At 67.1% G+C, this 24,655-nt stretch carries 19 protein-coding genes and 1 pseudogene; 11 read left to right on the forward strand and 9 right to left on the reverse strand.

The genetic code is table 11. From position 1 onward, the window contains the following. Nucleotides 1-6 precede the first annotated feature (6 nt). Genes ABNQ40_RS03905 through ABNQ40_RS03915 form a run of 3 tightly spaced genes read left to right on the forward strand, consistent with a single transcriptional unit; the run spans nt 7 to nt 3,720 of the window. Nucleotides 7-1,092 carry an aldose 1-epimerase family protein gene (locus ABNQ40_RS03905; protein ID WP_109047327.1) on the forward strand — a complete coding sequence of 362 codons (1,086 nt, stop codon included), beginning with the start codon at nt 7-9 and terminating at the stop codon, nt 1,090-1,092. A 30-nt stretch (nt 1,093-1,122) separates the two neighbouring features. After that, the gene (gene rbsK / locus ABNQ40_RS03910; protein ID WP_109047326.1) at nt 1,123-2,046 is read left to right on the forward strand and encodes a ribokinase; all 924 of its coding nucleotides are present in this window, start codon (nt 1,123-1,125) and stop codon (nt 2,044-2,046) included. A 21-nt stretch (nt 2,047-2,067) separates the two neighbouring features. Beyond that, a complete protein-coding gene (locus ABNQ40_RS03915) occupies nt 2,068-3,720 on the forward strand; it encodes an FGGY-family carbohydrate kinase (RefSeq protein WP_109047325.1) in 1,653 nt (550 codons plus the stop codon). A gap of 3 nt (nt 3,721-3,723) precedes the next feature. Here the strand turns inward: ABNQ40_RS03915 and ABNQ40_RS03920 are convergent, their stop codons facing one another. The 3 genes from ABNQ40_RS03920 to ABNQ40_RS03930 all read right to left on the reverse strand — a co-directional run bounded on the left by ABNQ40_RS03920 (nt 3,724) and on the right by ABNQ40_RS03930 (nt 7,083). Beyond that, nucleotides 3,724-4,710, reverse strand: a complete 987-nt coding sequence (locus ABNQ40_RS03920) for a LysR family transcriptional regulator (protein ID WP_109047324.1) — start codon at nt 4,708-4,710, stop codon at nt 3,724-3,726. 164 nt (nt 4,711-4,874) lie between these two features. After that, on the reverse strand, nt 4,875-5,582 hold the full coding sequence (locus ABNQ40_RS03925) for a hypothetical protein (RefSeq protein ID WP_109047323.1): 708 nt from the start codon (nt 5,580-5,582) through the stop codon (nt 4,875-4,877). Between the two features lie 163 nt (nt 5,583-5,745). Further along, complete coding sequence (locus ABNQ40_RS03930) at nt 5,746-7,083, reverse strand: solute carrier family 23 protein (RefSeq protein WP_109047322.1); 1,338 nt, start codon at nt 7,081-7,083, stop codon at nt 5,746-5,748. A gap of 456 nt (nt 7,084-7,539) precedes the next feature. On the opposite strand from ABNQ40_RS03930, the pseudogene ABNQ40_RS03935 reads away from it, so the two are divergent. Beyond that, nucleotides 7,540-8,466, forward strand: a pseudogene (locus ABNQ40_RS03935) (transposase); the annotation flags it as partial. A 213-nt stretch (nt 8,467-8,679) separates the two neighbouring features. On the opposite strand, the gene ABNQ40_RS03940 reads toward ABNQ40_RS03935, so the two are convergent. After that, on the reverse strand, nt 8,680-9,999 hold the full coding sequence (locus ABNQ40_RS03940; RefSeq protein WP_391345575.1) for an MFS transporter: 1,320 nt from the start codon (nt 9,997-9,999) through the stop codon (nt 8,680-8,682). Between the two features lie 488 nt (nt 10,000-10,487). On the opposite strand from ABNQ40_RS03940, the gene ABNQ40_RS03945 reads away from it, so the two are divergent. The 3 genes from ABNQ40_RS03945 to ABNQ40_RS03955 all read left to right on the forward strand — a co-directional run bounded on the left by ABNQ40_RS03945 (nt 10,488) and on the right by ABNQ40_RS03955 (nt 12,653). Continuing rightward, the gene (locus ABNQ40_RS03945; RefSeq protein ID WP_391345721.1) at nt 10,488-11,339 is read left to right on the forward strand and encodes an alpha/beta fold hydrolase; all 852 of its coding nucleotides are present in this window, start codon (nt 10,488-10,490) and stop codon (nt 11,337-11,339) included. Between the two features lie 148 nt (nt 11,340-11,487). Continuing rightward, nucleotides 11,488-11,868: a response regulator transcription factor gene (locus ABNQ40_RS03950; RefSeq protein ID WP_109050784.1), complete on the forward strand. Its 381-nt coding sequence runs from the start codon at nt 11,488-11,490 to the stop codon at nt 11,866-11,868. Between the two features lie 116 nt (nt 11,869-11,984). Then, complete coding sequence (locus ABNQ40_RS03955; RefSeq protein ID WP_109050785.1) at nt 11,985-12,653, forward strand: response regulator; 669 nt, start codon at nt 11,985-11,987, stop codon at nt 12,651-12,653. Here ABNQ40_RS03955 and ABNQ40_RS03960 read toward each other — a convergent pair. Then, the gene (locus tag ABNQ40_RS03960; protein ID WP_109050786.1) at nt 12,635-13,864 is read right to left on the reverse strand and encodes a sensor histidine kinase; all 1,230 of its coding nucleotides are present in this window, start codon (nt 13,862-13,864) and stop codon (nt 12,635-12,637) included. The genes ABNQ40_RS03955 and ABNQ40_RS03960 overlap by 19 nt on opposite strands. Before the next feature lie 250 nt (nt 13,865-14,114). On the opposite strand from ABNQ40_RS03960, the gene ABNQ40_RS03965 reads away from it, so the two are divergent. The 3 genes from ABNQ40_RS03965 (at nt 14,115) to ABNQ40_RS03975 (ending at nt 18,252) form a co-directional block, all read left to right on the forward strand. Beyond that, entirely contained in the window at nt 14,115-14,561 is a 447-nt protein-coding gene (locus ABNQ40_RS03965; RefSeq protein WP_109050787.1) for a (2Fe-2S)-binding protein, read from the forward strand. A gap of 98 nt (nt 14,562-14,659) precedes the next feature. Further along, entirely contained in the window at nt 14,660-16,855 is a 2,196-nt protein-coding gene (locus ABNQ40_RS03970; protein ID WP_109491054.1) for a xanthine dehydrogenase family protein molybdopterin-binding subunit, read from the forward strand. Nucleotides 16,856-17,043: 188 nt separating this feature from the next. Next, on the forward strand, nt 17,044-18,252 hold the full coding sequence (locus tag ABNQ40_RS03975) for an MFS transporter (protein ID WP_109050788.1): 1,209 nt from the start codon (nt 17,044-17,046) through the stop codon (nt 18,250-18,252). A gap of 65 nt (nt 18,253-18,317) precedes the next feature. Here ABNQ40_RS03975 and ABNQ40_RS03980 read toward each other — a convergent pair whose 3' ends face one another. Both ABNQ40_RS03980 and ABNQ40_RS03985 read right to left on the reverse strand, forming a co-directional pair. After that, nucleotides 18,318-19,076 carry an SDR family oxidoreductase gene (locus ABNQ40_RS03980; RefSeq protein ID WP_109050789.1) on the reverse strand — a complete coding sequence of 253 codons (759 nt, stop codon included), beginning with the start codon at nt 19,074-19,076 and terminating at the stop codon, nt 18,318-18,320. 174 nt (nt 19,077-19,250) lie between these two features. Continuing rightward, on the reverse strand, nt 19,251-20,204 hold the full coding sequence (locus ABNQ40_RS03985) for a GlxA family transcriptional regulator (protein WP_109050790.1): 954 nt from the start codon (nt 20,202-20,204) through the stop codon (nt 19,251-19,253). Nucleotides 20,205-20,522: 318 nt separating this feature from the next. Here ABNQ40_RS03985 and ABNQ40_RS03990 point away from each other — a divergent pair, with 318 nt between their 5' ends. Further along, nucleotides 20,523-20,858 carry a carboxymuconolactone decarboxylase family protein gene (locus ABNQ40_RS03990; RefSeq protein WP_109491055.1) on the forward strand — a complete coding sequence of 112 codons (336 nt, stop codon included), beginning with the start codon at nt 20,523-20,525 and terminating at the stop codon, nt 20,856-20,858. Between the two features lie 90 nt (nt 20,859-20,948). Here the strand turns inward: ABNQ40_RS03990 and ABNQ40_RS03995 are convergent, their stop codons facing one another. Beyond that, complete coding sequence (locus ABNQ40_RS03995) at nt 20,949-21,584, reverse strand: AraC family transcriptional regulator (RefSeq protein ID WP_109050791.1); 636 nt, start codon at nt 21,582-21,584, stop codon at nt 20,949-20,951. A 127-nt stretch (nt 21,585-21,711) separates the two neighbouring features. Continuing rightward, entirely contained in the window at nt 21,712-24,456 is a 2,745-nt protein-coding gene (locus tag ABNQ40_RS04000; protein ID WP_391345578.1) for a winged helix-turn-helix domain-containing protein, read from the reverse strand. Nucleotides 24,457-24,655: the final 199 nt, after the last annotated feature.

Here is a 24,655-nt window from a genome sequence, read left to right on the forward strand (position 1 = left end):
AATCCCATGAGCGTCCGAACCGCAATCCATTTCCGCAAAAGCTTCTTCGGCGAGGCCGAGCGCCCGGTCGCCGAGGCGCACGGCATGACCGCCAGCCTGTTCCGCTATGACAGCGGGATCGAGGCGGTGCGGCTGTCCAACCGGCGCGGGCATCTGGTGGTGCTGCCCTATTACGGCCAGATGGTGTGGGATGCGGTGTTCGACGGCGTCGACCTGACCATGGCGAACATGTTCGACATGCCGCGCCCAGCCAGCGAGATCGTCGGTACCTATGGCTGCTTCGCCTTCCATTCCGGGCTGCTGCGCAACGGCTGCCCCGGCCCGCAGGACAGCCACCTCCTGCATGGCGAGATGCCTTGCGCCCCGATGGACGATGCCGGGCTGGAAGTGGGGGAGGACGACGAAGGCCCCTACATGGCGGTTACCGGCCGGCGCGAGTATGTGATGGGCTTCGGCGCCCATTACGTCGCCCGGCCGCGGGTGGTGCTGCGCCCCGGCTCCGCCCTGTTCGACATCGCGATGGTGGTGGAGAACCTGTCGGGTGCGGCGATGGACCTGATGTACATGTGCCACGTCAACTTCGCTTTTGCCGAGGGCGCCCGCATCGTCCAGCCCGCCCCCTTCACCCCGGAGGCGACGGCGGTGCGCACGGTGGTGCCGGCCCATGTGCCGCGCAGCCCGGCCTATGACGCGCTGCTGTCCGACCTCGCCCGCGATCCGGCGGTGATGGAGGTGCTGGACGAACCTGGGCGCTACGACCCCGAACAGGTCTTCTACATCCGCGGCCTGCGCACCGACGAGGAGGGCGGCACCGCGGTGATGATGCGGCGGCGCGAGGGCGACGCCTTCCACATCGCCTACAGCACGCGCGAGTTTCCCAAGACGGTGCGCTGGGTGCTGGTCAACAGCGACCAGAAGGTCTGCGCCTTCGCCCTGCCCTCCACCTGCGAGCCGGAGGGCTACAGCGCGGAGAGCGCCAAGGGCAATGTCCAGACGCTGGCGGGCGGCGAGACCCGGCGCTTTTCGGTGCGGCTGGGCTATCTGACCGCCGACGAGGCCGAAGCAGAGGAATGCGCCATCCGGGCGCTGTGAGTTAGGGCGTTGCGAGAGGAGATACCGAAGATGGGCAAGATCGCCGTGGTCGGCAGCAACATGGTCGACCTGATCACCTACACCGCCCGCATGCCCGGCCCCGGCGAGACCATCGAAGCGCCGCGCTTCGAGATGGGCTGCGGCGGCAAGGGCGCCAACCAGGCCATCGCCGCCGCCCGGTTGGGGGCCGAGGTGATGATGGTCACCAAGGTCGGCGACGACATCTTCGCCGACAACACCATCCGCAACTTCGAGGAGTCGGGCATCGACACCCGCCATGTCGAGCGGGTGCTCGGCACCTCCAGCGGCGTCGCCCCCATCTTCGTCGAGCCGTCGGGCGAGAACAGCATCCTGATCATCAAGGGCGCCAACGCCCTGCTGTCGCCGGCCGACATCGACCGCGCGGCGGAGGATCTGAAGGGCTGCGACCTGATCGTCATGCAGCTGGAAGTCCCGCTGGAGACGATCTACCACACCATCGAGTTCGGGGCGCGGCACGGCATCGAGACCCTGCTGAACCCGGCCCCGGCGCCGACCGATCTCGACCCGAAGCGGATCGAGCAGGTCACCTTCCTGGTGCCGAACCAGACCGAGCTGGCGACCATCTCCGGACTGCCGGTGACTTCGGAGGCGGAGGCCGAAACGGCGGCGCGCGCGCTGATCGGGCGCGGCATCCGCACCGTGATCGTCACGCTGGGCGCCCGCGGCGCGCTCCTGGTGACCAAGGGCGAGGAGACCCGGCGGATCGAGCCGGTGCGGGTGACGCCGGTCGACACCACCGGGGCCGGCGATGCCTTCATCGGCAGCTTCGCCCGCTATTATGTCGAGAACCGCGATTTGGACGCGGCGCTGCACATGGCGGTCCGCTATGCCGCCGACAGCATCACCCGGCCGGGCACCCAGAAATCCTACGCCAGCCGCGAGACGTTCGAGGCCTTCTGCGCCAGCCTGTAAGGGTCGGAAAGGGGACATGCCATGACACGCGCCGTGATCGGGGTGGATGTGGGGACCGGCAGCGCCCGCGCCGGCATCTTCGACCTTGCCGGCCGCCGGCTGGCCGCGGCCTCCCGCCCGATCCGGATGTGGAAGCCCGATCCGGAGTGGGCTGAGCAGTCCTCCGACGACATCTGGGCCGCCGTCTGCGCCGCGGTCCGGGAGGCGCTGGAGGCCTGCGCCGAGACGCCGGAGGTGGTCGGCATCGGCTTCGACGCCACCTGTTCGCTGGTGGTGCTGGACGCCGCCGGGCGGCCGGTGACGGTCGATCCGGAGGGCGACGATTCCCGCAACGTCATCGTCTGGATGGACCACCGCGCCATCGACCAGACCGACCGCATCAATGCCGGCGGTCACGAGGTTCTGCGCTATGTCGGCGGCCGGCTGTCGCCGGAGATGCAGACGCCCAAGCTCTTGTGGCTGAAGGAGAGGATGCCGCAAAGCTGGAGCCGGGCCGCCCATTTCTTGGACCTGCCGGATTTCCTGACCTGGCGGGCGACCGGGTCGGCGCGGCGGTCCTTGTGCTCGCTGGTGTGCAAATGGACCTATCTGGGGCATGAGGGACGCTGGGACGACGGCTACCTCCGCGCCATCGGGCTCGGCGATCTGGTCGATGAGGGGCATGCCCGCATCGGCACCGAGGTCGGCGAGGTCGGCAGCGCCGTCACCGGCGGGCTGAGCCTTGAGGCGGCGCGCGAGCTTGGGCTGACGCCGGGCATCGCGGTCGGCACCTCGATGATCGACGCCCATGCCGGCGGGATCGGGGTGATCGGGGTGCCGCTGGAGGCGGCGGGCACCGTCGATTTCGACCGGCGGCTGGCGCTGATCGGCGGCACGTCGAGCTGCCATATGGTGATGAGCCCCGGTGCCGCGCGCTTCATTCCCGGCGTCTGGGGGCCTTACCATTCGGCCATGCTGCCGGGGCTGTGGCTGAACGAGGGCGGGCAGTCGGCGACCGGGGCGCTGATCGACCATGTGGTGCAGGGCCATCCCCGCCATGCCGACCTCGCCGCAGAGGCCCAGCGGCGCGGCACCACGGTCTACCAGCTGCTGAACGAGGAGCTGGCGGATCTTTCGGAGCGCAGCGGTGGGCCGGTGACGATGCTGACCCGCGACCTGCATGTGCTGCCCGACTTCCACGGCAACCGCTCGCCGCGCGCCGACGCCAGTTTGCGCGGCGCGATCAGCGGGCTCCGCCTGTCGGACGGGCTGGAGGATCTGGCGCTGCTCTATCTGGCGACGGTGCAGGCGGTGGCCTATGGCACCCGGCACATCGTCGCGGCGATGAATGACCGCGGCTACGCCATCGACACCATCCTCGCCTGCGGCGGCGGCACCAGGAACCCGGTCTTCCTGGAGGCCCATGCCGACGCCACCGGCTGCACCCTGGTCCTGCCGGAGGAGCCGGAGGCCGTGCTGCTGGGCGCCGCGGTGCTGGGCGCGGTGGCGGGCGGCGCCTTCCCCGACATCGCCGCCGGCATGGCCGGGATGAGCCGCGCCGGCCGCCGCATCATGCCGGCCGAGGGGCCGCTACGGGCCTATCACGACGCCAAATACGCCGTGTTCCTGCGGATGCACGAGGACCAGATGGCCTACCGGACCCTGATGGAGATGGGGATGGAAAAGGCCTGCTAGACCTCACATCATCACGCACTCGCTCACCCCCTCCCGCTCCATCGGCGCCTTCTGCTGCTCGCACAGGTCGCCCGGCAGATCCTCGCCCTGGAGCAGCGGGCAGCGCTCGAACAGCTCGGCCAGCCAGTCGACGAAGACCCGCACCTTCGGCGACAGGTGGCGGTTCTGCGGGTAGACGGCGGAGATCGGCATCCGCGGCGGCCGCCAGTCCGGCAGGATCTCGCGCAGGGCGCCGCTGCGCAGATGCGGCAGCACCATGAAGCGGCCGGGCTGCAGGATGCCCTGCCCTTCCAGCCCGCAGGTGACATAGGCGTCGGCATCGTTGACCGAGATGACGCCCTTCATGGCGATGTCGACCACCTCGTCGTCGCGGCGGAAGCTGAGCTCCAGGTTGCGCCCGGTGCGGTTGCTGAAATAATTCACCGCGATGTGGCGCTCCAGATCCTCGATGGTCCGGGGCACGCCATGCTCGGCGAGATAGGCCGGGCTGGCGCAGGTGACCTGCTGGATGGCGCCGATCCGGCGGGCGAGCAGGCTTGAATCGGCAAGCTCGCCGATGCGGACGACGCAGTCCACCCCCTCCTGCACCAGATCGATGGGCCGGTCGCCCAGCCCCAGCATCAGTTCGATGTCGGGATATTTGGCGTGGAATTCGTGGATCGAAGGAATGATGACCAGCCGGCCGATGGAGCCCGGCATGTCCACCCGCAACCGCCCGCGCGGCGTCTTGCGGGCGCTGGTGAAGGTGGATTCGATCTCGTCGATTTCCGACAGGATGCGGCTGGCGCCCTCCAGATAGGCGGCGCCGTCCAGCGTCAGGTTGAGCTTGCGCGTGGTGCGCTGAAGCAGGCGCACGCCCAGCGCCGCCTCCAGATTCTGGATGGTCGTCGTCACCGAGGCGCGCGGCAGCCCCAGCGTTTCCGCCGCCTTCGAGAAGCTGTTCGCTTCGACCACCCGGATGAAGACGCGCATCGCATGCAGCTTGTCCATACGGACCCCGTCCTTATCAATCGCGGCTCCCGCAAGTTGGGAGAGTGTCCGCCGAACACCGGCGAATAGCAATCGGGCGGTCGCGGATCAAGGTTTCAAGGGGGGTGGTGGGTATGTCGCGGCGGAATGGAACGGCGTGGAACGCTTTCCGGCGGATGTTCCATCTACCGGCGCCCGGAGAACGGGCCGGTACCGCGGCGGGGCACCGGGCCGGGGTTGAGGTTGGGGTAGTCCTCATACTGGTTGACGGTCCAGGGGAAAACGCCCTTCGGCCCCGCCGCCTCCGGCTGGGCGATGACGGCGGCGACCATGGCAGGGCTGGGCGGGCAGCGCTCGCGGATGGCGCCGGGGAGGTCGTCGTCGAGTTCGGGGACGGTGACGGCGGGCGGGTCTTCCGGTCTCGGGGCCGGTCTCGGGGCGGGTTTCGGGGCGGGAGGCTGGTCGGGTCGGGAGTCCTGCCGCTTGGCAGCCGCGCTGTCGAGGCCGGCGAACAGGCCGAGCCGCTCGGCCAGCCAGCGCACGGTGGCGGGATCGCCCGAGGTGACCAGCCGCTCGATCTGTTCGGCCACCAGGATGCGCAGCGAGGGCAGGCGCAGCTCCGCCTCGCGGTTCAGCGCCTGCCGTTCCCACCACACCCTGTGACGGAAATCCTTGGAGCCATAATAGGCCCGCCACAGCGTCGTCCGGCTGCACCCCATGGCGCGGGAGACCTGAAGGAAGCTGTTGCCACGGGCCAGCATGCCGGCGGCCATGATCCATTGCTCTTCATGGAACTGCGATCCAGGGACCAGCGCGCCTTCGGACGGGGTCGGCGGCTCTTCGGCCCAACGGGGAAAATTGTCGTCGGTGAAGCTGCGGGGATCGAGAGGCATGGCATGGCTCCGCAAGTGGGTGGACCAAATGCGGAGAGGGTATGGGACTTTAGTCCTTTGATGGAGAGTTTTTGTGAAAAGCTGGAGGTGGACGCCGGGGAACGGGTGCGCCGCCGCCGTCACCGGCAATTGCCGGGAGAGCGGCGGCGCAGGGGTATCGCCGTCAGTGGAGCGTTGCGCGGTCAGGCTGGGAGGCCGGCCCGGAGGCGGTGCGGGAGACCTCGCGCGCCCGCCCGATGCCGAGCAGCTGGTAGAGGCCGAGCGCGGCGATGGTCGCGGTGCCGATGCCGCCGATGGAGAAGCCGCCGGCGGTGACGGTGAAGTTGCCGGCGCCGAGCACCAGCGTCACGCCGACGGTGATGAGGTTGCGCGGATCGGAGAAATCGACGCGGTTGTCGACCCACAGCCGCACCATCGCTGCGGCGATCAGGCCGAAGACGACGGTCGCCAGCCCGCCCAGAACCGGGGCCGGGATCGTCCGCAGCAGGGCGCCGAACTTGGGCGAGAAGCCCAGCAGGATGGCGGCGACGGCGGCGACGACGAAGATCAGGGTGGAGAAGACGCGGGTGACCGCCATCACGCCCATGTTCTCGACATAGGTGGTGACGCCGGTGCCGCCGCCGCTGCCCGAGACGATGGTGGCGATGCCGTCGCCGATGAAGCCGCGGCCGATGAAGCGGTCGAGGTTGCGCCCGGTCATGGCGCCGATGGCCTTGATGTGGCCGAGATTCTCGGCGACGAGGATGAAGGCGATGGGGGCGACCAGCGCCATCGCGCCGGCATCGAAGGTCGGCGTGCGGAAGGCCGGCATGCCGAACCAGGGGGCTGCGTCCAGCTCGGCGAAGCTGACCGGCGGCAGCAGGCCTATGCCGTTGGCCAGCACGAGATAGAAGACATAGCCGGCGGCGATGCCGACAAGGATCGACACCCGGCGGATGGCGAGCGGGGCGTAAACCGCGATGACGGCGGTGGCGAGCAGCGTGAACAGGGCGACGAGGATGTGCGGCCCTGTCCCCTCGATGCCCTTGACCGCGACCGGCGACAGGTTGAGGCCGATGGCCGCACCGACCGCGCCGGTGACCGCCGGCGGCATCAGCCGCTCGATCCAGTTGGTGCTGGTGTAGCTCACCAGCAGGCCGATGAGGACATAGACGACACCGGCCGCGATGATACCGCCGAGCGCCGGCCCGATGTTCGGGTTCGGCCCCTGGCCGCTGTAGCCGGTGACCGCGATCACCACGGCGATGAAGGAGAAGGAGGATCCGAGATAGCTCGGCACCCGACCGGCGGTGAGCACGAGGAACAGCAGGGTGCCGATGCCGGAGAACAGCACCGCGAGGTTCGGATCGAACCCCATCAGCAGCGGCCCGAGGATGGTCGAGCCGGACATGGCGACGAGATGCTGGACGCCGAGCGTCAGGGTCGAGCCCCAGGGAAGCCGCTCGTCCGGCTGGACGACGGGGCCGGTCGCGAGCGGCCAGCGCGGGAAGAAATCTGCCATAGAGGGTTTGTCCGAAGAGGGGGTGGAACGGCGCTGTTGCCGGTGGAAAAACGTCGCCCGCTTTTTGGCGCTTGCACAGGCTTTGCGCCACATTTTTGTGCGGAATTGGCGTGGATACGAAAGAGCGAACCTTCGATTTCCGCTGGGTGTCGGAGCCGGACGGGGCTGTGCAGCGAAATCCACGAGCGGGTGGCGACTTTTCATCGGCCCCCCCATGGAAGGCGACCGATCCGAATCCCGAGGGCGAGTAGCAACGGATACTGTTGGCGAATTCGACGGCCAGACCAGATGTCGGCCTGAGCTGAGCTGAAAACCTGTGTCTGCGGCGGAATTGCCCGCATGTCGAGACCGGTTGGATCGCGCGTTCGGAATTTGCCGACCTGACGTCTCGAAAAACTGTAGCGAGTTCGGCGTTCTGATGATTCCCTTGTTTTTGAAGGCGGGGGGGGCGGAAGCATGGCCGGTCAAGCAGGGCTGTTCGATCTTCAGGATCGCTATGCAGAGTTGAGCAAGAGCGGCGATCCGCTGGAGCGTCTTTTGTCGGTGGTGGACTTCGAGGTTTTCCGTCCGACGCTGGACGCGGCCTTGGGGCGCAAGGATCGTTCCCGGGGCGGTCGGCCGCCGCTGGACGCGGTGATGATGTTCAAGATCCTGGTACTCCAGGCGCTGTACGGGCTGTCGCCCGCTTCGACGCGGAGCTGAAGGAGCGCGGCTACTTCGCGCTGGGCGGCCAGATCGTCGACGCCTCCATCGTGGAAGCGCCCAGGCAGCGGCTGACCTGGGAGGAGAAGCAGCAAATTCGTGACGGTGAAGACCCGCCCTGGCCACCGGCCAAGGCGCGCCAGAAGGACACGCAGGCACGCTGGACGGTGAAGCGGGGGCGGGTCAAGGCGAAGCCGGGACCGGCGCTCGACGGTTCGGAGGCGCGCATGGTGGAGGGGCTTCTGATCCCGGCGTTCGGCTACAAGTCGCACATCAACATCGACCGCCGGTTCCGCCTGATCCGGCGCATTGCCGTTACCGACGCCGCGCGGCACGACGGTGCGCAGTTGCCGGGCCTGCACAACCCGGAGGCCTTGCGACAGCCGGGTGTGGGCGGACAGCGCCTATCACTCGAAGGCCAACGAAGCGGCCATCGCGGCGGCGAACCGCCGCAGCATGGTGCATTTCCGCAAGCCGAAGGGGCAGCCGATGCCGGGGTCGCACCAACGCGCCAACCGCGCCCGCTCGGCGGTGCGATCCGCCGTCGAGCATGTCTTCGCCGACCAGAAGCAGCGCATGGCGCTGTTCATCCGCACCATCGGCCTTGGGCGCGCCACGGTGAAGATCGGCATCACCAACCTCGACTACAATTTCCGACGCCTGATCTGGCTTGAGGGGAGTACTGTGCCCATAGCGCCGAAACCCTCGCATATTTCCACATTTCCAGCCAAAATCAGGACATCATCCCCCGAAGAGCCCTGGTTTCCTACCGGCGTGACCCTCGCGGCAGCCTCAACAGGCGCTCGAAGCCGGTTTATCGAGGTGCTCCACCGCATGCCCCCGCCAAAGCCGTTTTTTGCGGATGAAGGATCGCGAAACGCTTACGGATGGGGCTCACCCGGCGGAGAGTTCCGATCTACCCGATACGCTGGACTGCCGCGACCGTCGCACTTCGCGTATTCTTGATGCGCCGCAGACAGTGGCAAAGGCACAGGCCATGACGTACCAGGCGGGGGAGATCGGATTTTCGGTGATGCTGATCAGCCAAGTGACGATGAACTGGGCGAAGCCACCGAAGATCGATACGCCTACGCTGTAGATGATCGACAGGCCCGAGGCGCGGACCCGGGACGGAAAGCTCTCCAACAGCAGAAGCAGACAGGCCCCCGCCCCAATCGCATTCACGGCGATCAGCAGCCCGACCACCGCCAGCGCCGCCGGAACACTGGCGGCGTGGGACAACACCCAGAAGGCGGGATAGGTGAGCAGCGCGCTCGCCAGCGCGGTCCATATGACGAAGGGACGGCGTCGGCCCAGGCGGTCCGACAGAAGCCCGGCCAGGGGAGCCACCGCCAGCATGGTCGCCCCGGCGGCGCAGCCCGTCAGGAATGCGGTCTGAGGCGGCAGCCCGACCACCCGGATCAGGTAGGTCGGCATGTAGAAAATGTTCACGTAAGTGGAGGCGGTGCCGCCCATGATCATCAGAACGCCGATCAGCAGCGTCGTCCGATGAAAGGACAGCAACTCCGCCACAACGGCCTTGCCGCCGGGTTCGTGTCGCGCGGTTTCCGGCAGCAGGCGGCGCAGATGGAGCCCCACCGGAACGATCAGCAGCCCTGCCAAAAAAGGAAGGCGCCAGCCCCACGAGTCCAGCGCGTCGGCCGACAGGTGGGTCGACAGCAGATAGCCGCTGAGCGCGCCCAGCAGCGCGGCCGCCCCCTGGCTGGCCATTTGCCAGCTGACCCGCAGGCCACGGCCGGCGGGGTGGCCCAACTCCATCAGCATGGTCGTCGCCACGCCGATCTCGCCGCCGGCCGAGAAGCCCTGCAGGATGCGGCCGATGACGATGATGGCGGGTGCCGCCGCGCCGATCTGCGCATAGGTCGGGCAAAGCCCGATCAGAAGAGTGCCCAGCGCCATCATGGCGATGGTCAGCACCAGCGCGGGCTTTCGCCCGACCCGGTCGGCGTAGTCGCCGATGACGATCCCGCCCAGCGGCCGGACGACGAAGCCGACACCGAAGGTCAGCAGCGCCAGCAGGAGCGGACCGAAGGCCGATTGTACCGGGAAGAACAGTTTGCCGATGGTCAGGGCGAAAAAGCTGTAGATGGTGAAGTCGTAAAGCTCAACCGCGTTGCCGATCGACAGCGCCAGGATGGTGGCAGGAGGCGATGGTACGGACCGACCGCCGCTGGCGAAATTCGACGATGCCATGGCCCTTCCCCTCTTTCCGCTGCCCGGAGCGCACCACGGCGTCCATAAGGACCGGATCAATTAGATTTTCCAAAAACAATGGCCCGGCAATTCCGGCATATCGAATGGAGAGGACTGCGTCTCTTTTTACGGCAGAACCGCAAATCAAGACACAAAACATCCAATACCATCGTCCTGGACATGCCGATTGATTCTCTGGGGAATATTGATAATACCTAGAGATAGCTTTGAAAAGTGCTTCAATCCGGTAGCCATTGAAAGCACCGGCGTTCCACGGCGCCGATCAGCCGAACCATTGACGCACTGACATAAGGACTTGAACGATGCGATCCGAAGATGCCACGCGCCGCAGCTTCATCGTCGGCACCGCGGTCGCCGGGGCCGCCGGGGTCGCCATCGCGACGACGGTCGCCCCAAGCATCGCAGCCGCGGCCGAACGCCAGCCCGCCGGCAACGGCTCTGTCCATCAAAGGGAAGGGAAACGGACGATGACCAACGGCAAGACCGAAGACGGGTTCGTCACCGCCAAGGACGGCGCCTCGATATATTACAAGGATTGGGGACCGCGCGACGCCCAGACCGTCATGTTCCACCATGGCTGGCCGCTCAGCGCCGACGACTGGGACGCCCAGATGCTGTTCTTCCTGAACCACGGCTACCGTGTCGTCGCCCATGACCGGCGCGGCCATGGCCGCTCGACCCAGACGGCGACCGGCAACGAGATGAACACCTACGCCGACGACGTGCTGGCGGTGGTTGCCGGGCTGGGGCTGAAGAACGTCTTCCATGTCGGCCATTCGACCGGCGGCGGCGAGGTCGCGCGCTATCTGGGCCGTCACGGCACCTCGCGCGCCGGCAAGGCGGCGCTGCTGGGCGCCGTTCCCCCGATCATGGTCAAGACCGAGGCCAATCCCGGCGGCCTGCCGCTGGAGGTGTTCGACGGCTTCCGCGCAGCGCTCGCCGCCAACCGCGCCCAGTTCTTCCGCGACATCCCCTCCGGCCCCTTCTACGGCTTCAACCGGGACGGCGCCAAGGTCTCGCAGGGCGTCATCGACAACTGGTGGCGGCAGGGCATGATGGGCGGGACCAAGGCCCATTACGACTGCATCAAGGCCTTCTCCGAGACCGACTTCACCGAGGATTTGAAGAAGATCGACATTCCGGTCCTGGTGATGCACGGCGACGACGACCAGATCGTGCCGATCGCCGATTCCGCGCTGCTGTCGTCCAAGCTGCTGCCGAAGGGCACCCTGAAGGTCTACAAGGGCTTTCCGCACGGCATGGCGACCACCCATGCGGAGACGATCAACGCCGACCTGCTGGCCTTCTTCAAGGCCTGAGAATGACCTGCCCCAGCAGGGCCGCACCCGGCGCTGCGGGGGTCAACCTATACGCAGGTGTGAATGGCGCATCCTGCTCCAACTGTTGAAATGAACCGGCCGCAACGGAGGTTGTTGACGGGCCGGGCCGCGGCTGGAGTGCGATGTTGTGCTGAGTGTTCCCACCATCTGTGTCGTCGACGATGATGAAGGCATCCGGGAGAGCTTGGACAACTTCCTGCGGTCCGTCGGATTGCAGGTTCGCACCTTCCCCTCGGCGGAGGAGTTCATCGCCTACGACGGCGAGGCGGACTGCCTGATCACCGATCTCAACCTGACAGGCATGGACGGGCTCAGCCTGCAGATGGTGTTGCTGCAGCAGGGCCGCAGCCACCCCGTCATCGTGATGACCGCCTTCGCCACGCCTGCTGCCCGCAGTCGCTCGCTGGCGCAGGGTGTCACCGCCTTTCTGACCAAGCCGCTCGACCCGGAAAAGCTGCTCGTCCTCATCGAAGACGCCCTTGAAACCGAACGAGACCGCACCCCATGACCGCCCAGCCTCGCCGCAGTGACACCACCGTCGGGAGATACGACTTCGCCGGCTTTGCCGCGGAGGAGCGGTCCGGCTACGATGGACGGGCCGGTCGGAGGGGACGGCAGACGGGCATGACGGAGAGTTCCATGGCGGATGGCGGCACCCCTGCCCTGGTCTGCATCATCGATGACGATGCCGACGTGCGATGTGCGGTGGAGAGTCTGCTCCGCTCCGTCGATTACAGGGTAATGGCCTTCGCCTCGGCGGAGGAGTTTCTGGCTTGCGACGAGGCCGCCAGCGCCGCCTGTCTCATGCTGGACGTCTATCTGGACGGTGCCGATGGGCTGGAGGTCCAGCAGGCGCTGCACGACCGGTCCATCGCCGTGCCGGTGGTGCTGATGACCGGCCAGGGCGACATCCCGATGACGGTGCGCGGCATGAAGGCCGGCGCCGTGAACTTCCTGTCCAAGCCCTTCGCCGAACCGGATCTGCTGCAGGCCGTCGCGGAGGCGGTGGATTTGGACGGCCGCCGCCGCGCCGAACGCGGGCAGGAAGACACGGTGCGTGGGCTCTACGCCAAGCTCACCCCGCGCGAGCGCGATGTCATGGCCCTGGTCACCGCCGGGCTTATGAACAAGCAGGTCGCGGCGAAGCTGGAGCTGAGCGAGGTCACGGTGAAGATCCACCGCGGCAACCTGATGCGCAAGATGTATGCACAGTCGCTGGCCGACCTCGTCCGCATGGCCGAAATCCTGGGCGTGCGAGAACGGACGGTCACCCGCTACAGCACGGCCGGCTGAGCCGCCGCCTCCCCCGCGGCCGACGCCACCGGCAGCGAGAAGGACAGGGCGGCACCTTGGCGGCTGTCGTTGGCCGCCCACAGCCGGCCGCCATGCTCCTCCACGATGGTCTTGCAGATCGACAGACCCAACCCCATCCCCTCCCGCTTGGTGGAGAAGAAGGGTTCGAAGATCCGCGGCAGCACATCGCCCGGAATGCCGGGGCCGCTGTCGGCGATGGTGAAGGTCACGGCATCCGGCCCGTCGGGCGCGGCGGCGATGGCGATGCGGCGCTCCGGCGACTTCGCCGCCTGCATGGCCTGGATCGCGTTGTAGGCGATGTTGACGATCACCTGCTGGATTTGCGTGCGGTCGCCGACGATGGCCGGCAGATCCGGCGGGACATCGACGGAGATCCTCGTCTTCTGACGATAGGCTTCATGCTCCACCAGAGTGACCGCATCGGCGATGCAGTCTTGCGGTTTCATCGCTTCGGTGACGAGTTCGCTGCGCCGCGCGAAGGAGCGCATCTTGCCGACGATCCGCACGGCATGCCGGGTGCTGGCGGTGATGCGGTTCAGGCTGGTCGCCACCTCGTCCAAATTCGGGATCTCGCGCGAAAGCCAGCGCGTCGCCGCCGCGGCATGGCTGGCGATGGAAACCAGCGGCTGCGACACCTCATGCGTCAACGACGCCGCCAATTCTCCCACCAGCGACAGCCGCCCAGCATGGCTGAGGTCGGCCTGGGCCGCCATCAGCGCCTCCTGCACGCGCTTCAGTTCGCTCACGTCGACGGCAAAGAAATAGAGGCGGCTGTAGGCCTGCGGATCGGCCGGTCCCGCCGGCAGGCTCGCCCGCCACAGGATGGGAACGACGCGCCCGTCCTTGGTGTGCAGGACGCGTTCGCCCTGGCAGACCGTTTCGCCGCGCACCATCGCCTTGAACACCTGGGCGTTGCTGGCCGGATTGGCCGGCAATCTCACCCGCGATTCCCGCAGGAAAGTCTCCTTGTCCCGGAAACCCAGCAAATCGAGCGCGGAACGGTTGGCATCGAGAATGCGGTGGAACCGCCGCACGTCGAAGAAGAACTGCGGGTTGTCCTCCAGGAAGCGGTCGAAATCCGTCACCCCGCCGGCGATCACCTCGTCGACGGAACGCTTCACCCCCGACCAGTCTTCGCACAGGATCGAGATGGGCGAGATCTCGAACAGGTCGGTATGCCGAAGGTCCATCGCTCGCAACCTTTCCCCGTTACCGTACACGTCAATGGTCTGCCGCGGTCGCCCATTCTCGGCCATCTATAGGGAACTCTTGGGAAGACCGCAAATTTGTCCCGATTGGCGGCCTCGGGCAGTTTCCGGTCATTAGCGCCCGATCAGTTCGCCGCCCTTAATACCTAGGGATGGATACGAGACCGGCGGCCAGCGGGCAAGAATAGGCCTCAGCAGAATCCCCCGAACCAACTCCTCCACGGAGACCGCCATGACCACCCTTCATGTCAATGGCCGCGCCTATCAGGTGGCGGTCGAGGACGACACGCCGCTGCTTTGGGTCCTTCGCGACACGCTGGGGTTGACCGGGACGAAATACGGCTGCGGCATCGCGCAATGCGGCGCCTGCACCGTGATGATCGACGGCACCGCCACCCGCTCCTGCCAGGTGCCGGTGGACAGCGTCGGCAACGCCGACATCCGCACCATCGACGCCATCGAGGAGGACCCCGTCGGCCGCAAGGTGGTGGAGGCTTGGGTCGCCGGACAGGTGCCGCAATGCGGCTATTGCCAGTCCGGGCAGGTGATGGCGGCGACCGCCCTGCTGAAGCAGACGCCCAACCCGAGCGACGGCGACATCGCCGACGCGATGACCAACCTGTGCCGCTGCGGAACCTACAACCGCATCGCCGCCGCCATCCGCCAGGCCGCCGGCTGAGAGGAGCACGCATCATGGACCGCCTGCTCACCGCAGCCCCGATCAAACTCAAAGACCCCCTCGAACTCCAGATCGAGGCGCAATCCGCCGTTGCGCTGATGAAGGCGGAGGGCGTTTCCAACCTGTCGCGCCGCGCCTTCCTCGGCTTCGGTGCCAGCGCGCTCGTGCTGGGCGCCCTGCTGCCGTCGATGCCGGTGCGGGCACAAACCGCCGCCGCCGCGGTCAAGCCGGGCACCCGCATCCCGGCCTTTCTGGTCATCGGCAAGGACAATGCCGTCACCCTGCTCAGCCCCTTCGTGGAGGGCGGCCAGGGCATCAACACCGGCCTTGCCCAGATCGTCGGCGAGGAACTGGACGTCAACCCCAGCCGCTTCACCGTCGAATGCGCCCCGCCGGGACCGGACTACGCCGTCATCAACGGCCTGCGGATGACCGGCGGCAGCTTCTCCACCCGGTCCAGCTACCCGCTGATGCGCCGGTTGGGCGCCACCGCCCGCGACATGATGATCCGCGCAGCATCCGCGAAGCTGAAGGTCAAGCCGGAAAGCCTGAAGACGGAGGACGGCTTCGTCATCCATCCGGCCAGCGGCAAGCGGCTGTCCTACGGCGAGTTGGCCCCCGTGGCGCTCGCCCTGCCGCCGCGCGACGATGTGGCCCTGCGCGACCCGGCCAAATTCCGCTACATCCGTCAGCCGGTGGCGCGGCTGGACGTGCGGGCGAAATCGACCGGCAAGGCCGTCTACGCCATCGACCAGAAGCTGGAGGGCATGCTCTACGCCGCGGTCCAGCATGCGCCGAACCAGGGCACCGTCGTGCAGGCCATCGCCAACGAGGCCGCAGTGGCGGCGATGCCCGGCGTTCATTCCGTCCACAAGTTGACGGGGGCCGTGGCGGTCGCCGCCGACAGCTGGTGGCGCGCCCGCAAGGCGGTGGAAACGCTGTCGGTGAGCTGGTCGGTTCCGGCCGCATCCGGGCTCGACACGGTGGCCGCCGACTATTCATCGGACGGGCTGCTGGCCGCGCTGAAATCCTCCACCGAAGCAGGGCTTCCGGCAGAAGCCGAAGGCGACATGGCCGCGGCCTTCGCCAAGGCCGCCAAGGTGATCGAGGCGGAGTATGACGCCCCCTATCTGGCCCACGGACAGTTGGAACCGCCGTCCTCCATGGCGCGGTTCAACCCGGACGGCACGCTGGAACTGTGGGCGCCCAACCAGATGCCGGAGCTGTTCCAGTCGGTGGCGGCCCAGGCCGCCGGGCTGGCGCCGGAGAAGGTCATCCTGCATTCGCCGATGCTGGGTGGCTTCTTCGGCCGGCATTTCCTCTATGGCAGCGCCAACCCCTTCCTGCAGGCGATCCAGCTGGCGAAGGCCACCGGCCGCCCGGTGAAGGTGCTGTGGTCGCGCGAGGAGGAGTTCCGCATGGACGCCCTCCGTCCGCTCAGCTTCAGCCGCTTCCGCGCCGCCCTCGGCGCCGACGGACGCCCCACCGCGATCCAGGCGCGCACGGTCGGCGAAGGGCCGCTCGGCCGCTGGTTCGGCGCGGTGTTCAAGGACCCGGTCGACAGCTCGGCTGTGGAAGGCATCACGGAAAAGCCCTACGCCATCCCCAACCGGCGGATGGAGTACGTCAAGTTCCCCCATCCCGTGACCATCGCCTTCTGGCGCTCCGTCGGCCATTCGATGAACGATTTCTTCTATGAAGGCTTCCTGGACGAGATCGCCGATGCCGGCGGCCAGGATCCCTTCGCCCTGCGGATGGAACTGCTGAAGGGCAAGCCGCGCCATGCCAAGCTGCTGGAGACCGTGGCGGCGATGTCCGGCGGCTGGAAACGCGGTCCCTACGAGGTGGACGGCACCCGCCGCGCCCGCGGCGTCTCGATGGCATCCCCTTTCGGGTCGGAGACGGCAACCATCGCCGAGGTGTCGGTCCAGGGCGGCGAAACGCAGGTTCACAATGTCTGGGTCGCCTTCGATCCCGGCAGCATCGTCAACCCGGCCATCGTGAGGTCGCAGATCGAATCCGCCGTGGCGCTCGGCCTGTCGGCCACACTGTTCGAGGAGCTGGTCTACAAGGGCGGCTTGCGCCAGTCCCACAATTTTGACGAGTACCCGATCCTGTCCCGCCGCTCCATGCCCGCGGTCCATGTGGAGATCGTGGAGAGCGGCGCCCCGATGGGCGGCGTCGGGGAACCGGGCCTGCCCGGCGTTCCGCCGGCGGTGGTCAATGCGGTGGCGGCCCTGACCGGCCAGCGCATCCGCAGCCTTCCGCTGGCGAAGAACAAGATCGGGGTCTGAGGACGCCCCTGCCCCGCTGCGCGTGAATGTCCGGAAATGCGGTTTCCATGACATTCACGCCATCGGGCATCCGTCCTAAACTTCGGGCATCCGCCATTTCCGGCCGTCTGTTTTTTGCAAGGCGTGAGACCATTTGTCCGTGCCTGCCTCTTGTGCCGTCCGGAATGGCCCCGCACAGGAATCCTTCCATGGCCACCACCGCACTTCAGTCCAGGGCGCCGCTCTATTGGCTGGCGCTCGGGTCCTTCGCCGTCGGAACCGAGAGTTTCATGATCGCGGCGATCCTGCCGGACATCGCCGCCGATCTGTCGGTCAGCGAACAGGCGGCGGGCCAGCTGGTGTCCGTTTTCGCGCTGACCTATGCCGCCAGTTCGCCGTTGCTGACCGTCCTGACCGCGGCCGTCAGCCGGCGCCTTCTGCTGACCGCCACCATGCTGGCCTTCGTCGCCGCCAATATCGTGGCGGCGGTCGCCGGCAGCTATGGCGGACTGATGGCGGCGCGGGTCCTGCTCGCCATGGCGGCGGGGCTGTTCGTGCCCAACGCCAATGCGCTGGCCGGCATACTGGTGCCGCCGTCGGAGCGCGGCCGCGCCCTGTCCATCGTCACCAGCGGTCTCAGCCTCGCCATCGTGTTCGGTGTGCCGCTGGGCGCCGTCGTCGGCCACACGCTGGGCTGGCGCATGACCTTCGGCGGCGTCGCCGTGCTGTCGGTCGTGGCGGCGGCCGGGCTGCTGGTCGGGTTGCCGCGGGCCATCGGGTCCGCCGCTCCGGTGGTCGGACTGCGCGAACGGTTGGGGGCACTCGCAAATCCGGCGGTGCGCCGGCCGCTGGCCGTCACCACCCTGTGGGCGATGGGTCCCTTCACCGTCTACCCCTACATCGCCTCCTACCTGCAACGCGTGACGGGGCTGGAGGGTGGCGCCGTCGGCTTCGCCCTGTTCGCCTGGGGGCTGTCGGCCTTCATCGGGCTGGCGGTGGGCGGACGGCTGACCGACCGGCTCGGCGGCGCCCGGATCGTGGCCCTGACCCTGCCGCTGGTCGTGCTGGCGTTGGCGAGCCTGTCGCTGACGGCGGAGTTGCTGCCGCCCGCACTGGCTCTGATCCCCGCCTTCGTCGGCATCATGCTCTGGGGCTTTTCCGCCTGGGCCTTCTATCCCGGCCAGCAGGCCCGGCTGATCGGCATCACCGGGCCGAAGCACGCGCCGATCATCCTGTCGGTCAACGCCTCCTTCCATTATTTCGGCTTTTCGGTAGGGGCGGCGCTGGGTTCGCTGGTGCTGAGCGTCGGCAGCGTTCGGGAACTCGGCTGGGTCGGCGCGCTCTGCGTCACGCTGGCCTGCCTGCTGGAGTTCGCCCCGGCCAAGGCGCCGCGGATGGCAGACGCTCCCGCGGAATGAAATCACCGCAATAGGAAAGGGCCGCCGGATGAAAGTCCGGCGGCCCTTCTTTGCTTCCTACTCGATCAAACCGGAATGGGGTTCTCGGCGATGTAACTGTTGAAGCCCATGACCAGGGCATGTTCGTTCGGGCCGGCATTGTCGCGCATCGGGCGTGCGCTCTCGACGATAGCCTCCTCGGCATCGGTGCCCAGGGCCGCCATAGTCTGTTCGATGAAGGCGTCCAGCGGCATGGCGCGCGGATCGTCACCCTTCTTGATCAGGTCGGTGTTGACCCAGGGCGGCGCGATTTCCTGCACGGTGACGCTGGTGTCGCGCAGCATGAAGCGCTGGGACAGCGTATAGCTGTGCAGCGCCGCCTTGCTGGCGGAATAGACCGCTGTCGTCGCCAGCGGCGTGTAGGCGAGCACCGAGGTGTTGTTGACGATCACCGACCGCGGCTGCGCCTTCAGATGCTCGATCAGCGCCGAGGTCATGCGGATGGGGCCGAGCAGGTTGGTGGTGATGATCGACTGGGCCTGCGTGTCGTCGATCGGGCCGGAGGCATCGTCGAACGGCATGATGCCGGCATTGTTGATCAGGACGTTCAGCGTCGGGTTCTCGGCGACCAGCCGTTCGGCGGCGGCCTGGATGCTGATCGGGTCGGTGATGTCCAGTTCGATGCCCTTCATGCCGGGATTGGCGGCGGTCACCTGATCCAGCAGGGCCTTGCGCCGGCCGGCGATGATGACTTGGTTGCCCAGCTTGTGGAAAGCCTCGGCCAGCCCGCGGCCGATGCCGGAGGTGGAGCCGGTGATGAAGATGGTGTTTCCGGTGAGTTGCATGGTGTGATGTCCGTTGAGGTTTGAAAATGGGCAAGCAGGGGCGCCGGGTAAAGTGAAGTCATCCCCGCATCAGCGCCGTGTCCGATGATGTGAAAAGCTACCGCACCCGAAATATTCCGGGAGCCATATCTAGGTATTAAACGAGGGCACGACTGTCCGAGGACGAGCCAAAGTCTATTCCAGCGCCGAAACCCGGCTGCTTTCGACGGAGCGGCGCACCACCTGCGGCGGCTGTCCATAGGCACGCAGGAAGGCGCGGCGCATGCGCTCGCGGTCGGCGAAACCGGTTTCGCGGGCGATGACGTCCATCGGATGGCGCCCCTCCTCCATCATCACGCGCGCCGCCTCCAGCCGCAGATGCTCGACCGCCTTGGCCGGGGTCTGGCCGGTCTCCTGGCGGAACAGGCGGCTGAACTGGCGCGGGCTGAGATTCGCCGCCTCCGCCAGTTCCTCCACCGACAGCTCGTTCCTGAGGTTTTCCTTGGCGTGGACCAGCGCCCGCTTCACCCGGTCGGACCGCGGTTCCAGATCCAGCAGGGCGGAGAACTGCGACTGTCCGCCGGGCCGGCGCAGATAGACCACCAGTTTGCGCGCCACCGCCTTGGCGACTTCAGAGCCGAAATCATCCTCGACCAGCGCCATGGCAAGGTCGAGACCGGCGGTCATCCCGGCGGACGTCCAGACATTGCCGTCCACGCTGAAGATGCGGTCCTCCTCCACCTTCACTGCGGGATAGAGGCGCTGGAGGTTGCGGGCATGGCTCCAATGGGTGGTGGCGCGGCGCCCGTCGAGAAGGCCGGCCTCCGCCAGCACATAGGCCCCGGTGCAGATGCCGGCGACCCGGCGCGACGTCCCCGCCGCCTCGCGCAGATAAGCCAGCAGGCCGGGGGTGGACGGCTTGACCCGCAGCGAGCCGATGGTGACGGTGGTGTCGAAGAAGCCGTCGCCGAAGGGCTGGGTTTCGACGGCAAAGCCCAGAGAATTGCGCACCGGCCCACCCTGTTCAGACAGGACATGGACCTGATAAGCCGGCCGGCCGAGCACGAGGTTCGCCATCTCGAACGCCGACAGCGCAGCCATTCCCATCACCTGGAAATCGTCGAACACCACGAAACCGATGGTGAGCATGTTCCGCCCTGCCTCTCCAGCCTCAGCTCTTCAACCTTGTCTCGCCCTCATACCGCAAGCCTGTGGATGCGGTGGCGATGCTCAGACTATGCGGGCTCGCGATTGGCTGAAACGTCAAAGATGCCACGATTCCAGCCATCGCAGCCGCATTCCTCGGCGAAGAGGCCACAGCCATCGAACGGGTCGGGCGAGGCGCCCGGAACGGCGTCCCAAAGATGGGTGCATCGTTCTATATCGCACCTCCGGCTGTACGTAGGGTGTCCCACCCACCGGTACCCGCGACAGCGGGACCGGAACCCGCAAGGAGATACGACCATGATGCTCAACTGGAACGAATACCGTCAGCAGGTCCTCACCGGTGTCGGCGAGATCGCGAAGCTCAGCCCCGACACGGTGAAGGGCTATGCCGGGCTCAGCGGCGCCGGGCAGAAGAAGGATCTCCTGGGCGCCAAGGTGCGGGAACTGATCGCGCTGGCGGTCGCCGTCAGCATCCGTTGCGACGGCTGTATCGCCGTCCATACCGAAGCGGCGATCAAACATGGCGCCACCCAGGAGGAGATCGCCGAGGCGCTGGGCGTCGCCATCGCCCTGAACGCCGGAGCGGCGCTGGTCTATTCCACCCGCGTGATGGACGCCTACGCCGCGCACGGCTGAACCGAAGGCGGCGGAGACAGGCCATCGGGCCGCCGCCGCCCTCCTGCCGCCCAGTTACTTGTGCCGGGCTTCCTGCGCCGGAAAATTCCGTCACCGTTCTTCAGGAACCCCATCGATCCGATGCTTGTGCCGCCACAGCCGGGGCGCTTCACCGGCAACGCGGCGGAAGATGCGCGAGAAATGCGACTGGTCCGAGAAGCCGCAGTCGAGCGCGATCTGCGACAAGGGTGTGGTGGTGGTTTTCAACAGTTCCTTCGCCCGCTCCACCCGCCGGCGCACGATGTAGGCATGCGGCGGGCAGCCGAAGCTGTCCTTGAAGGCTTGACAGAAATAGCCGCAACTGAGCTTCGCCGCCGCCGCCAGATCCCGGTTGCGGATGGAACCGGCGAGATGGGCGTCGATGTAGGCGGTCACCCGCCGCACCTGCCAGGCCGCAAGCCCGGCCTTCGCCAGTTCGGTTTTCGCCAGTTCGGCTTTCCGGTCGCCATCGTCCGGCGCGTCACGATCATGACGATGCTCACCGCCGACGCGCTGCAACCGGGCCAGGGCCAGCGACAGGCAATGCTCCACCGACTGCCGATCCGGCGCCAGCATGTCGTTCGCCACCCGCAACAGCCAATCGGCCGCAGCCGTCAGCCTGTCGCCGTCATCCCGCACTTGGCCGATGGACGCCGGGGCTGCCAACGTCGGTGGAATGCGCAACGTCCCGGAAGCAGCCATTTCCATGTCGATCTCCTGCTCAGGTCACCTTGACGGCGACAGTGCCGGAGGCCCGGATGTGCAGGAACCTATACTCAGGTATCGATAGCCGGACGGATGGGGCCCGGATTGCCTGCCAGCAGGTCGAAGGCGTCTACAGCCGGCCCAGAAGTGCCGCGGCTTCCCGGAGATCGGGGGTATCGTGCCCCTCGGCGAAGGTGCCATAGATGGACGAAAGGGCGGACGCGGCATCCTGTCGACGTCCCGTCTCCATGGACCGCCTGACCATGCTCATCGCCGTCCGCAGACTCCAGGACCGGGCCCCTTGTGCGCCGGCGATCTCAATCGATTGCTGCAGCAGCCTCTCCGCCGTTTCCGGTCCGCCTGCGTTTTCCGACTTCAGGCGGAGCAGTTCGGCCGTCGCCCAGCTGGTCGGGCCGTCGCTCGCTTCATCCAGGATGGCCGGCGGGATCAGACGCGGAGCGACGGTCGCGAGCATCCGGATGCGTTTGTTCCGGTACACCTCGGCGAACCGCGAGGACCGGCGGAGCGCCGCGAGTTGGTCGTCCCGTGCCTGCCGTGCCTCCAGCGCCAGCTGATAACACAGCCCATAGGTGCGCCAGACGAACAAGGAGCCTTCGTTGGTCTTTTCGACCAGCAGGTTGGCATACCGCTCTGTCAAATCGTAGTCGCCGCACCAGAAGGCCACCGGGCAGGCACCCAGCGACAAGGCGAAGCACAGGGAGAGCGCATGACCGGACGCCAGCGCCTGCTCCACCGCCTCAAGCATCGCCTCCCGCGCCCGGTCCGGGTGCCCCTGGATCCAGGACAGGCGCGCCATATGGGTGTGGGAGACGATCCGCTGTTCGAACTGGTAGCCCCGCAGGCTCGATCCGGTGGTCGGGGCCGGTGCACTCAGGCACCGCTCGGCGAAATCGCGTGCACGGTCGAATTCGCCCACGGTGAGGAGGCCGAGGGTCATCATGCGCTGATACATGGACTCCGCGCCCGGATCGACGGGCGTTCCCAGGAGTTGGCCGAAGCGCTCCGCCGCCTCCAGCGCTTCATGGTCCTTCTCAAGGGCCAGATAGTAGAGCCACAACCCCCAAAGGGCCCGGCGCTGGTATCCGACGTTGCCAAGCTGCTGCGAAAGCTCAAGTCCGCGCAGGAGCACGGCCTTGACCTCCGGTGCCGGGCCGAGCGAATTCCACAGTGCCGGGCCCAGATGCGCGGTGATCGACATTTCCGACTGCAAGTCCGGTTCCGGTTGTCGCCGGACCGACTGCAGCACCGTCTCGGCGTGCCGGCGGAACTCATCGGTCAGCGACAGCTGGAACCACATCGGGGCCGACGCGACGGTCAGGTCGACGGCGGTCGCCAAATCGCCGGCAGGCGACAGCGCCCATTCCAGCGCGCTGCGCACATCGTCCACCCGGGTCCCGTACACGACGTTCCAGGCCACCGTGTTCGTCGACTGCGACCCGGCCAGCATCCGGCAGAGATGCCGCGCCAGATTGCGGCAGACCACGTCAGCCTCGCCGCTTTCCTGAAGCCGTTCCGCCGCATATTGGCGCGTGGTTTCGAGCAGGCGGAACTGCACGCTCTGCTGCCGGTGCTCGACGGAGAGCAGCGACTTCTTCGACAGCTCCGATATGCCCTCGACGACATCCTCCTCCGAAATCGCGCCGAAGGCAGCGACGCCGATTGCGAGGTCGCCGGTGAATGCCCCGCGGATGACGGAAAGCCGGCGCAGGACAGTGCGTTCGCGCTCGTCCAGCAGGCGGTGGCTCCACTCCAGCGTGGCCCGAAGGGTCTGGTGACGGGGCAGTGCTGTGCGACGGCCGCCGCGCAGAACGTCGAAGGCCCGGTCCAGGCTCGCCGCCAGACCATGGATTCCCAGCAGGGGCACCCGGGCCGCCGCCAGTTCCAGCGCGAGCGGAACTCCGTCCAGGTGGCGGCAAAGCTCCGCCGCGACCGGCGCGTCCGCGTCCGACAGGCGGAACATGCTGTCCCCGGACGACACCCGTTCGACGAACAGCTCCACCGCCGGGTAGGTCAGCGCCTGGTGGGCGGTCAACGTGCTTTCCTGCCCCGGCGGAACCGACAAGGGCGGCAGGCGGTAAACCCACTCGCCCTGCGCGCGCAGGATCTCGCGGCTGGTTACCAGGATGTCGATGTCGAGAGCAGTGGCCAGGATGCCTTCGACGACGATGGCGACCTCTTCGATCAGATGCTCGCAGTTGTCGAGGATCAGCAGGGCATCCAATCCCCTGACCGCCCCGAGGAAACCGTCCAGGGCACCCTTGCCGCCACCGGGCAGCTTCATCACCTGGGCGATGGTGGCGCACACCAGCCTCGGGTCCGACAGCGTGCTCAGATCCACGAAATGGACGCCGTCCCGGTGGCTGCTCGCTGAAACCTGCGCCACTTCGATGGCGACGCTCGTCTTCCCGATTCCACCGACGCCGGTGATGGTGACAAAGCTCTTCTCCGCCAACTTCCGCACGATGTCGTCGATCGTCTCGTCGCGCCCGATCAGCCGGTCGATGTTGCGGGGCAAAAGGATCGCAAGCTCCGCAGGCGGTGCGGACGGATGCGCGACAGCCCCCTCCGCGGCCTCCTGCGAGATGGGCGTCCGGATGGTCCCGACGAACCGGTAGCCCATTGCCGGGATGTTTTCGATATAGTCCGTGCCAAGGTCGTTCTTGCCCAACAGCTTCCGCAAGGAGCCGATGTGAACGCGGATGTTCGCCTCTTCGACGAACAGCCCCGGCCAGACGCGGGCCATGATGTCGCGGTTGCTGACGACCGCTCCGGCCTGCTCCAGGAGCAGGGCGAGAATGGCCAGGGGCCGGCTTCCCACCTTGACGGCAACACCGTTCTTCAGCAGCCCGCGCATCGGGGAAAAGCGGAAGGGTCCGAAGGTGACCTCGTTCTGCTCCATGGCGGGGCCGGTCACGGACGGCAGTCGGGAAACCACGGACGGGTGGGAAACGGACGTGTCAGCCAAGGGTCGCGTCCACCATCCCGGCAACGGGAAAGCGGTGACACGACCTCCGGCGCGGCTCGGTCCTTTTCAGGTCATTGAAAGCAAAAGA

Source organism: Azospirillum sp. A23, assembly GCF_042938965.1.
Classification (GTDB): domain Bacteria; phylum Pseudomonadota; class Alphaproteobacteria; order Azospirillales; family Azospirillaceae; genus Azospirillum; species Azospirillum melinis.

Coding starts and splice junctions, on each gene's coding strand:
- ABNQ40_RS03905 (WP_109047327.1), top strand. CDS start 7: ATGAGCGTCCGAACCGCAATCCATTTCCGCAAAAGCTTCTTCGGCGAG.
- rbsK (WP_109047326.1), top strand. CDS start 1,123: ATGGGCAAGATCGCCGTGGTCGGCAGCAACATGGTCGACCTGATCACC.
- ABNQ40_RS03915 (WP_109047325.1), top strand. CDS start 2,068: ATGACACGCGCCGTGATCGGGGTGGATGTGGGGACCGGCAGCGCCCGC.
- ABNQ40_RS03920 (WP_109047324.1), bottom strand. CDS start 4,710: ATGGACAAGCTGCATGCGATGCGCGTCTTCATCCGGGTGGTCGAAGCG.
- ABNQ40_RS03925 (WP_109047323.1), bottom strand. CDS start 5,582: ATGCCTCTCGATCCCCGCAGCTTCACCGACGACAATTTTCCCCGTTGG.
- ABNQ40_RS03930 (WP_109047322.1), bottom strand. CDS start 7,083: ATGGCAGATTTCTTCCCGCGCTGGCCGCTCGCGACCGGCCCCGTCGTC.
- ABNQ40_RS03940 (WP_391345575.1), bottom strand. CDS start 9,999: ATGGCATCGTCGAATTTCGCCAGCGGCGGTCGGTCCGTACCATCGCCT.
- ABNQ40_RS03945 (WP_391345721.1), top strand. CDS start 10,488: ATGACCAACGGCAAGACCGAAGACGGGTTCGTCACCGCCAAGGACGGC.
- ABNQ40_RS03955 (WP_109050785.1), top strand. CDS start 11,985: ATGACGGAGAGTTCCATGGCGGATGGCGGCACCCCTGCCCTGGTCTGC.
- ABNQ40_RS03960 (WP_109050786.1), bottom strand. CDS start 13,864: ATGGACCTTCGGCATACCGACCTGTTCGAGATCTCGCCCATCTCGATC.
- ABNQ40_RS03965 (WP_109050787.1), top strand. CDS start 14,115: ATGACCACCCTTCATGTCAATGGCCGCGCCTATCAGGTGGCGGTCGAG.
- ABNQ40_RS03970 (WP_109491054.1), top strand. CDS start 14,660: ATGAAGGCGGAGGGCGTTTCCAACCTGTCGCGCCGCGCCTTCCTCGGC.
- ABNQ40_RS03975 (WP_109050788.1), top strand. CDS start 17,044: ATGGCCACCACCGCACTTCAGTCCAGGGCGCCGCTCTATTGGCTGGCG.
- ABNQ40_RS03980 (WP_109050789.1), bottom strand. CDS start 19,076: ATGCAACTCACCGGAAACACCATCTTCATCACCGGCTCCACCTCCGGC.
- ABNQ40_RS03985 (WP_109050790.1), bottom strand. CDS start 20,204: ATGCTCACCATCGGTTTCGTGGTGTTCGACGATTTCCAGGTGATGGGA.
- ABNQ40_RS03990 (WP_109491055.1), top strand. CDS start 20,523: ATGCTCAACTGGAACGAATACCGTCAGCAGGTCCTCACCGGTGTCGGC.
- ABNQ40_RS03995 (WP_109050791.1), bottom strand. CDS start 21,584: ATGGAAATGGCTGCTTCCGGGACGTTGCGCATTCCACCGACGTTGGCA.
- ABNQ40_RS04000 (WP_391345578.1), bottom strand. CDS start 24,456: ATGCGCGGGCTGCTGAAGAACGGTGTTGCCGTCAAGGTGGGAAGCCGG.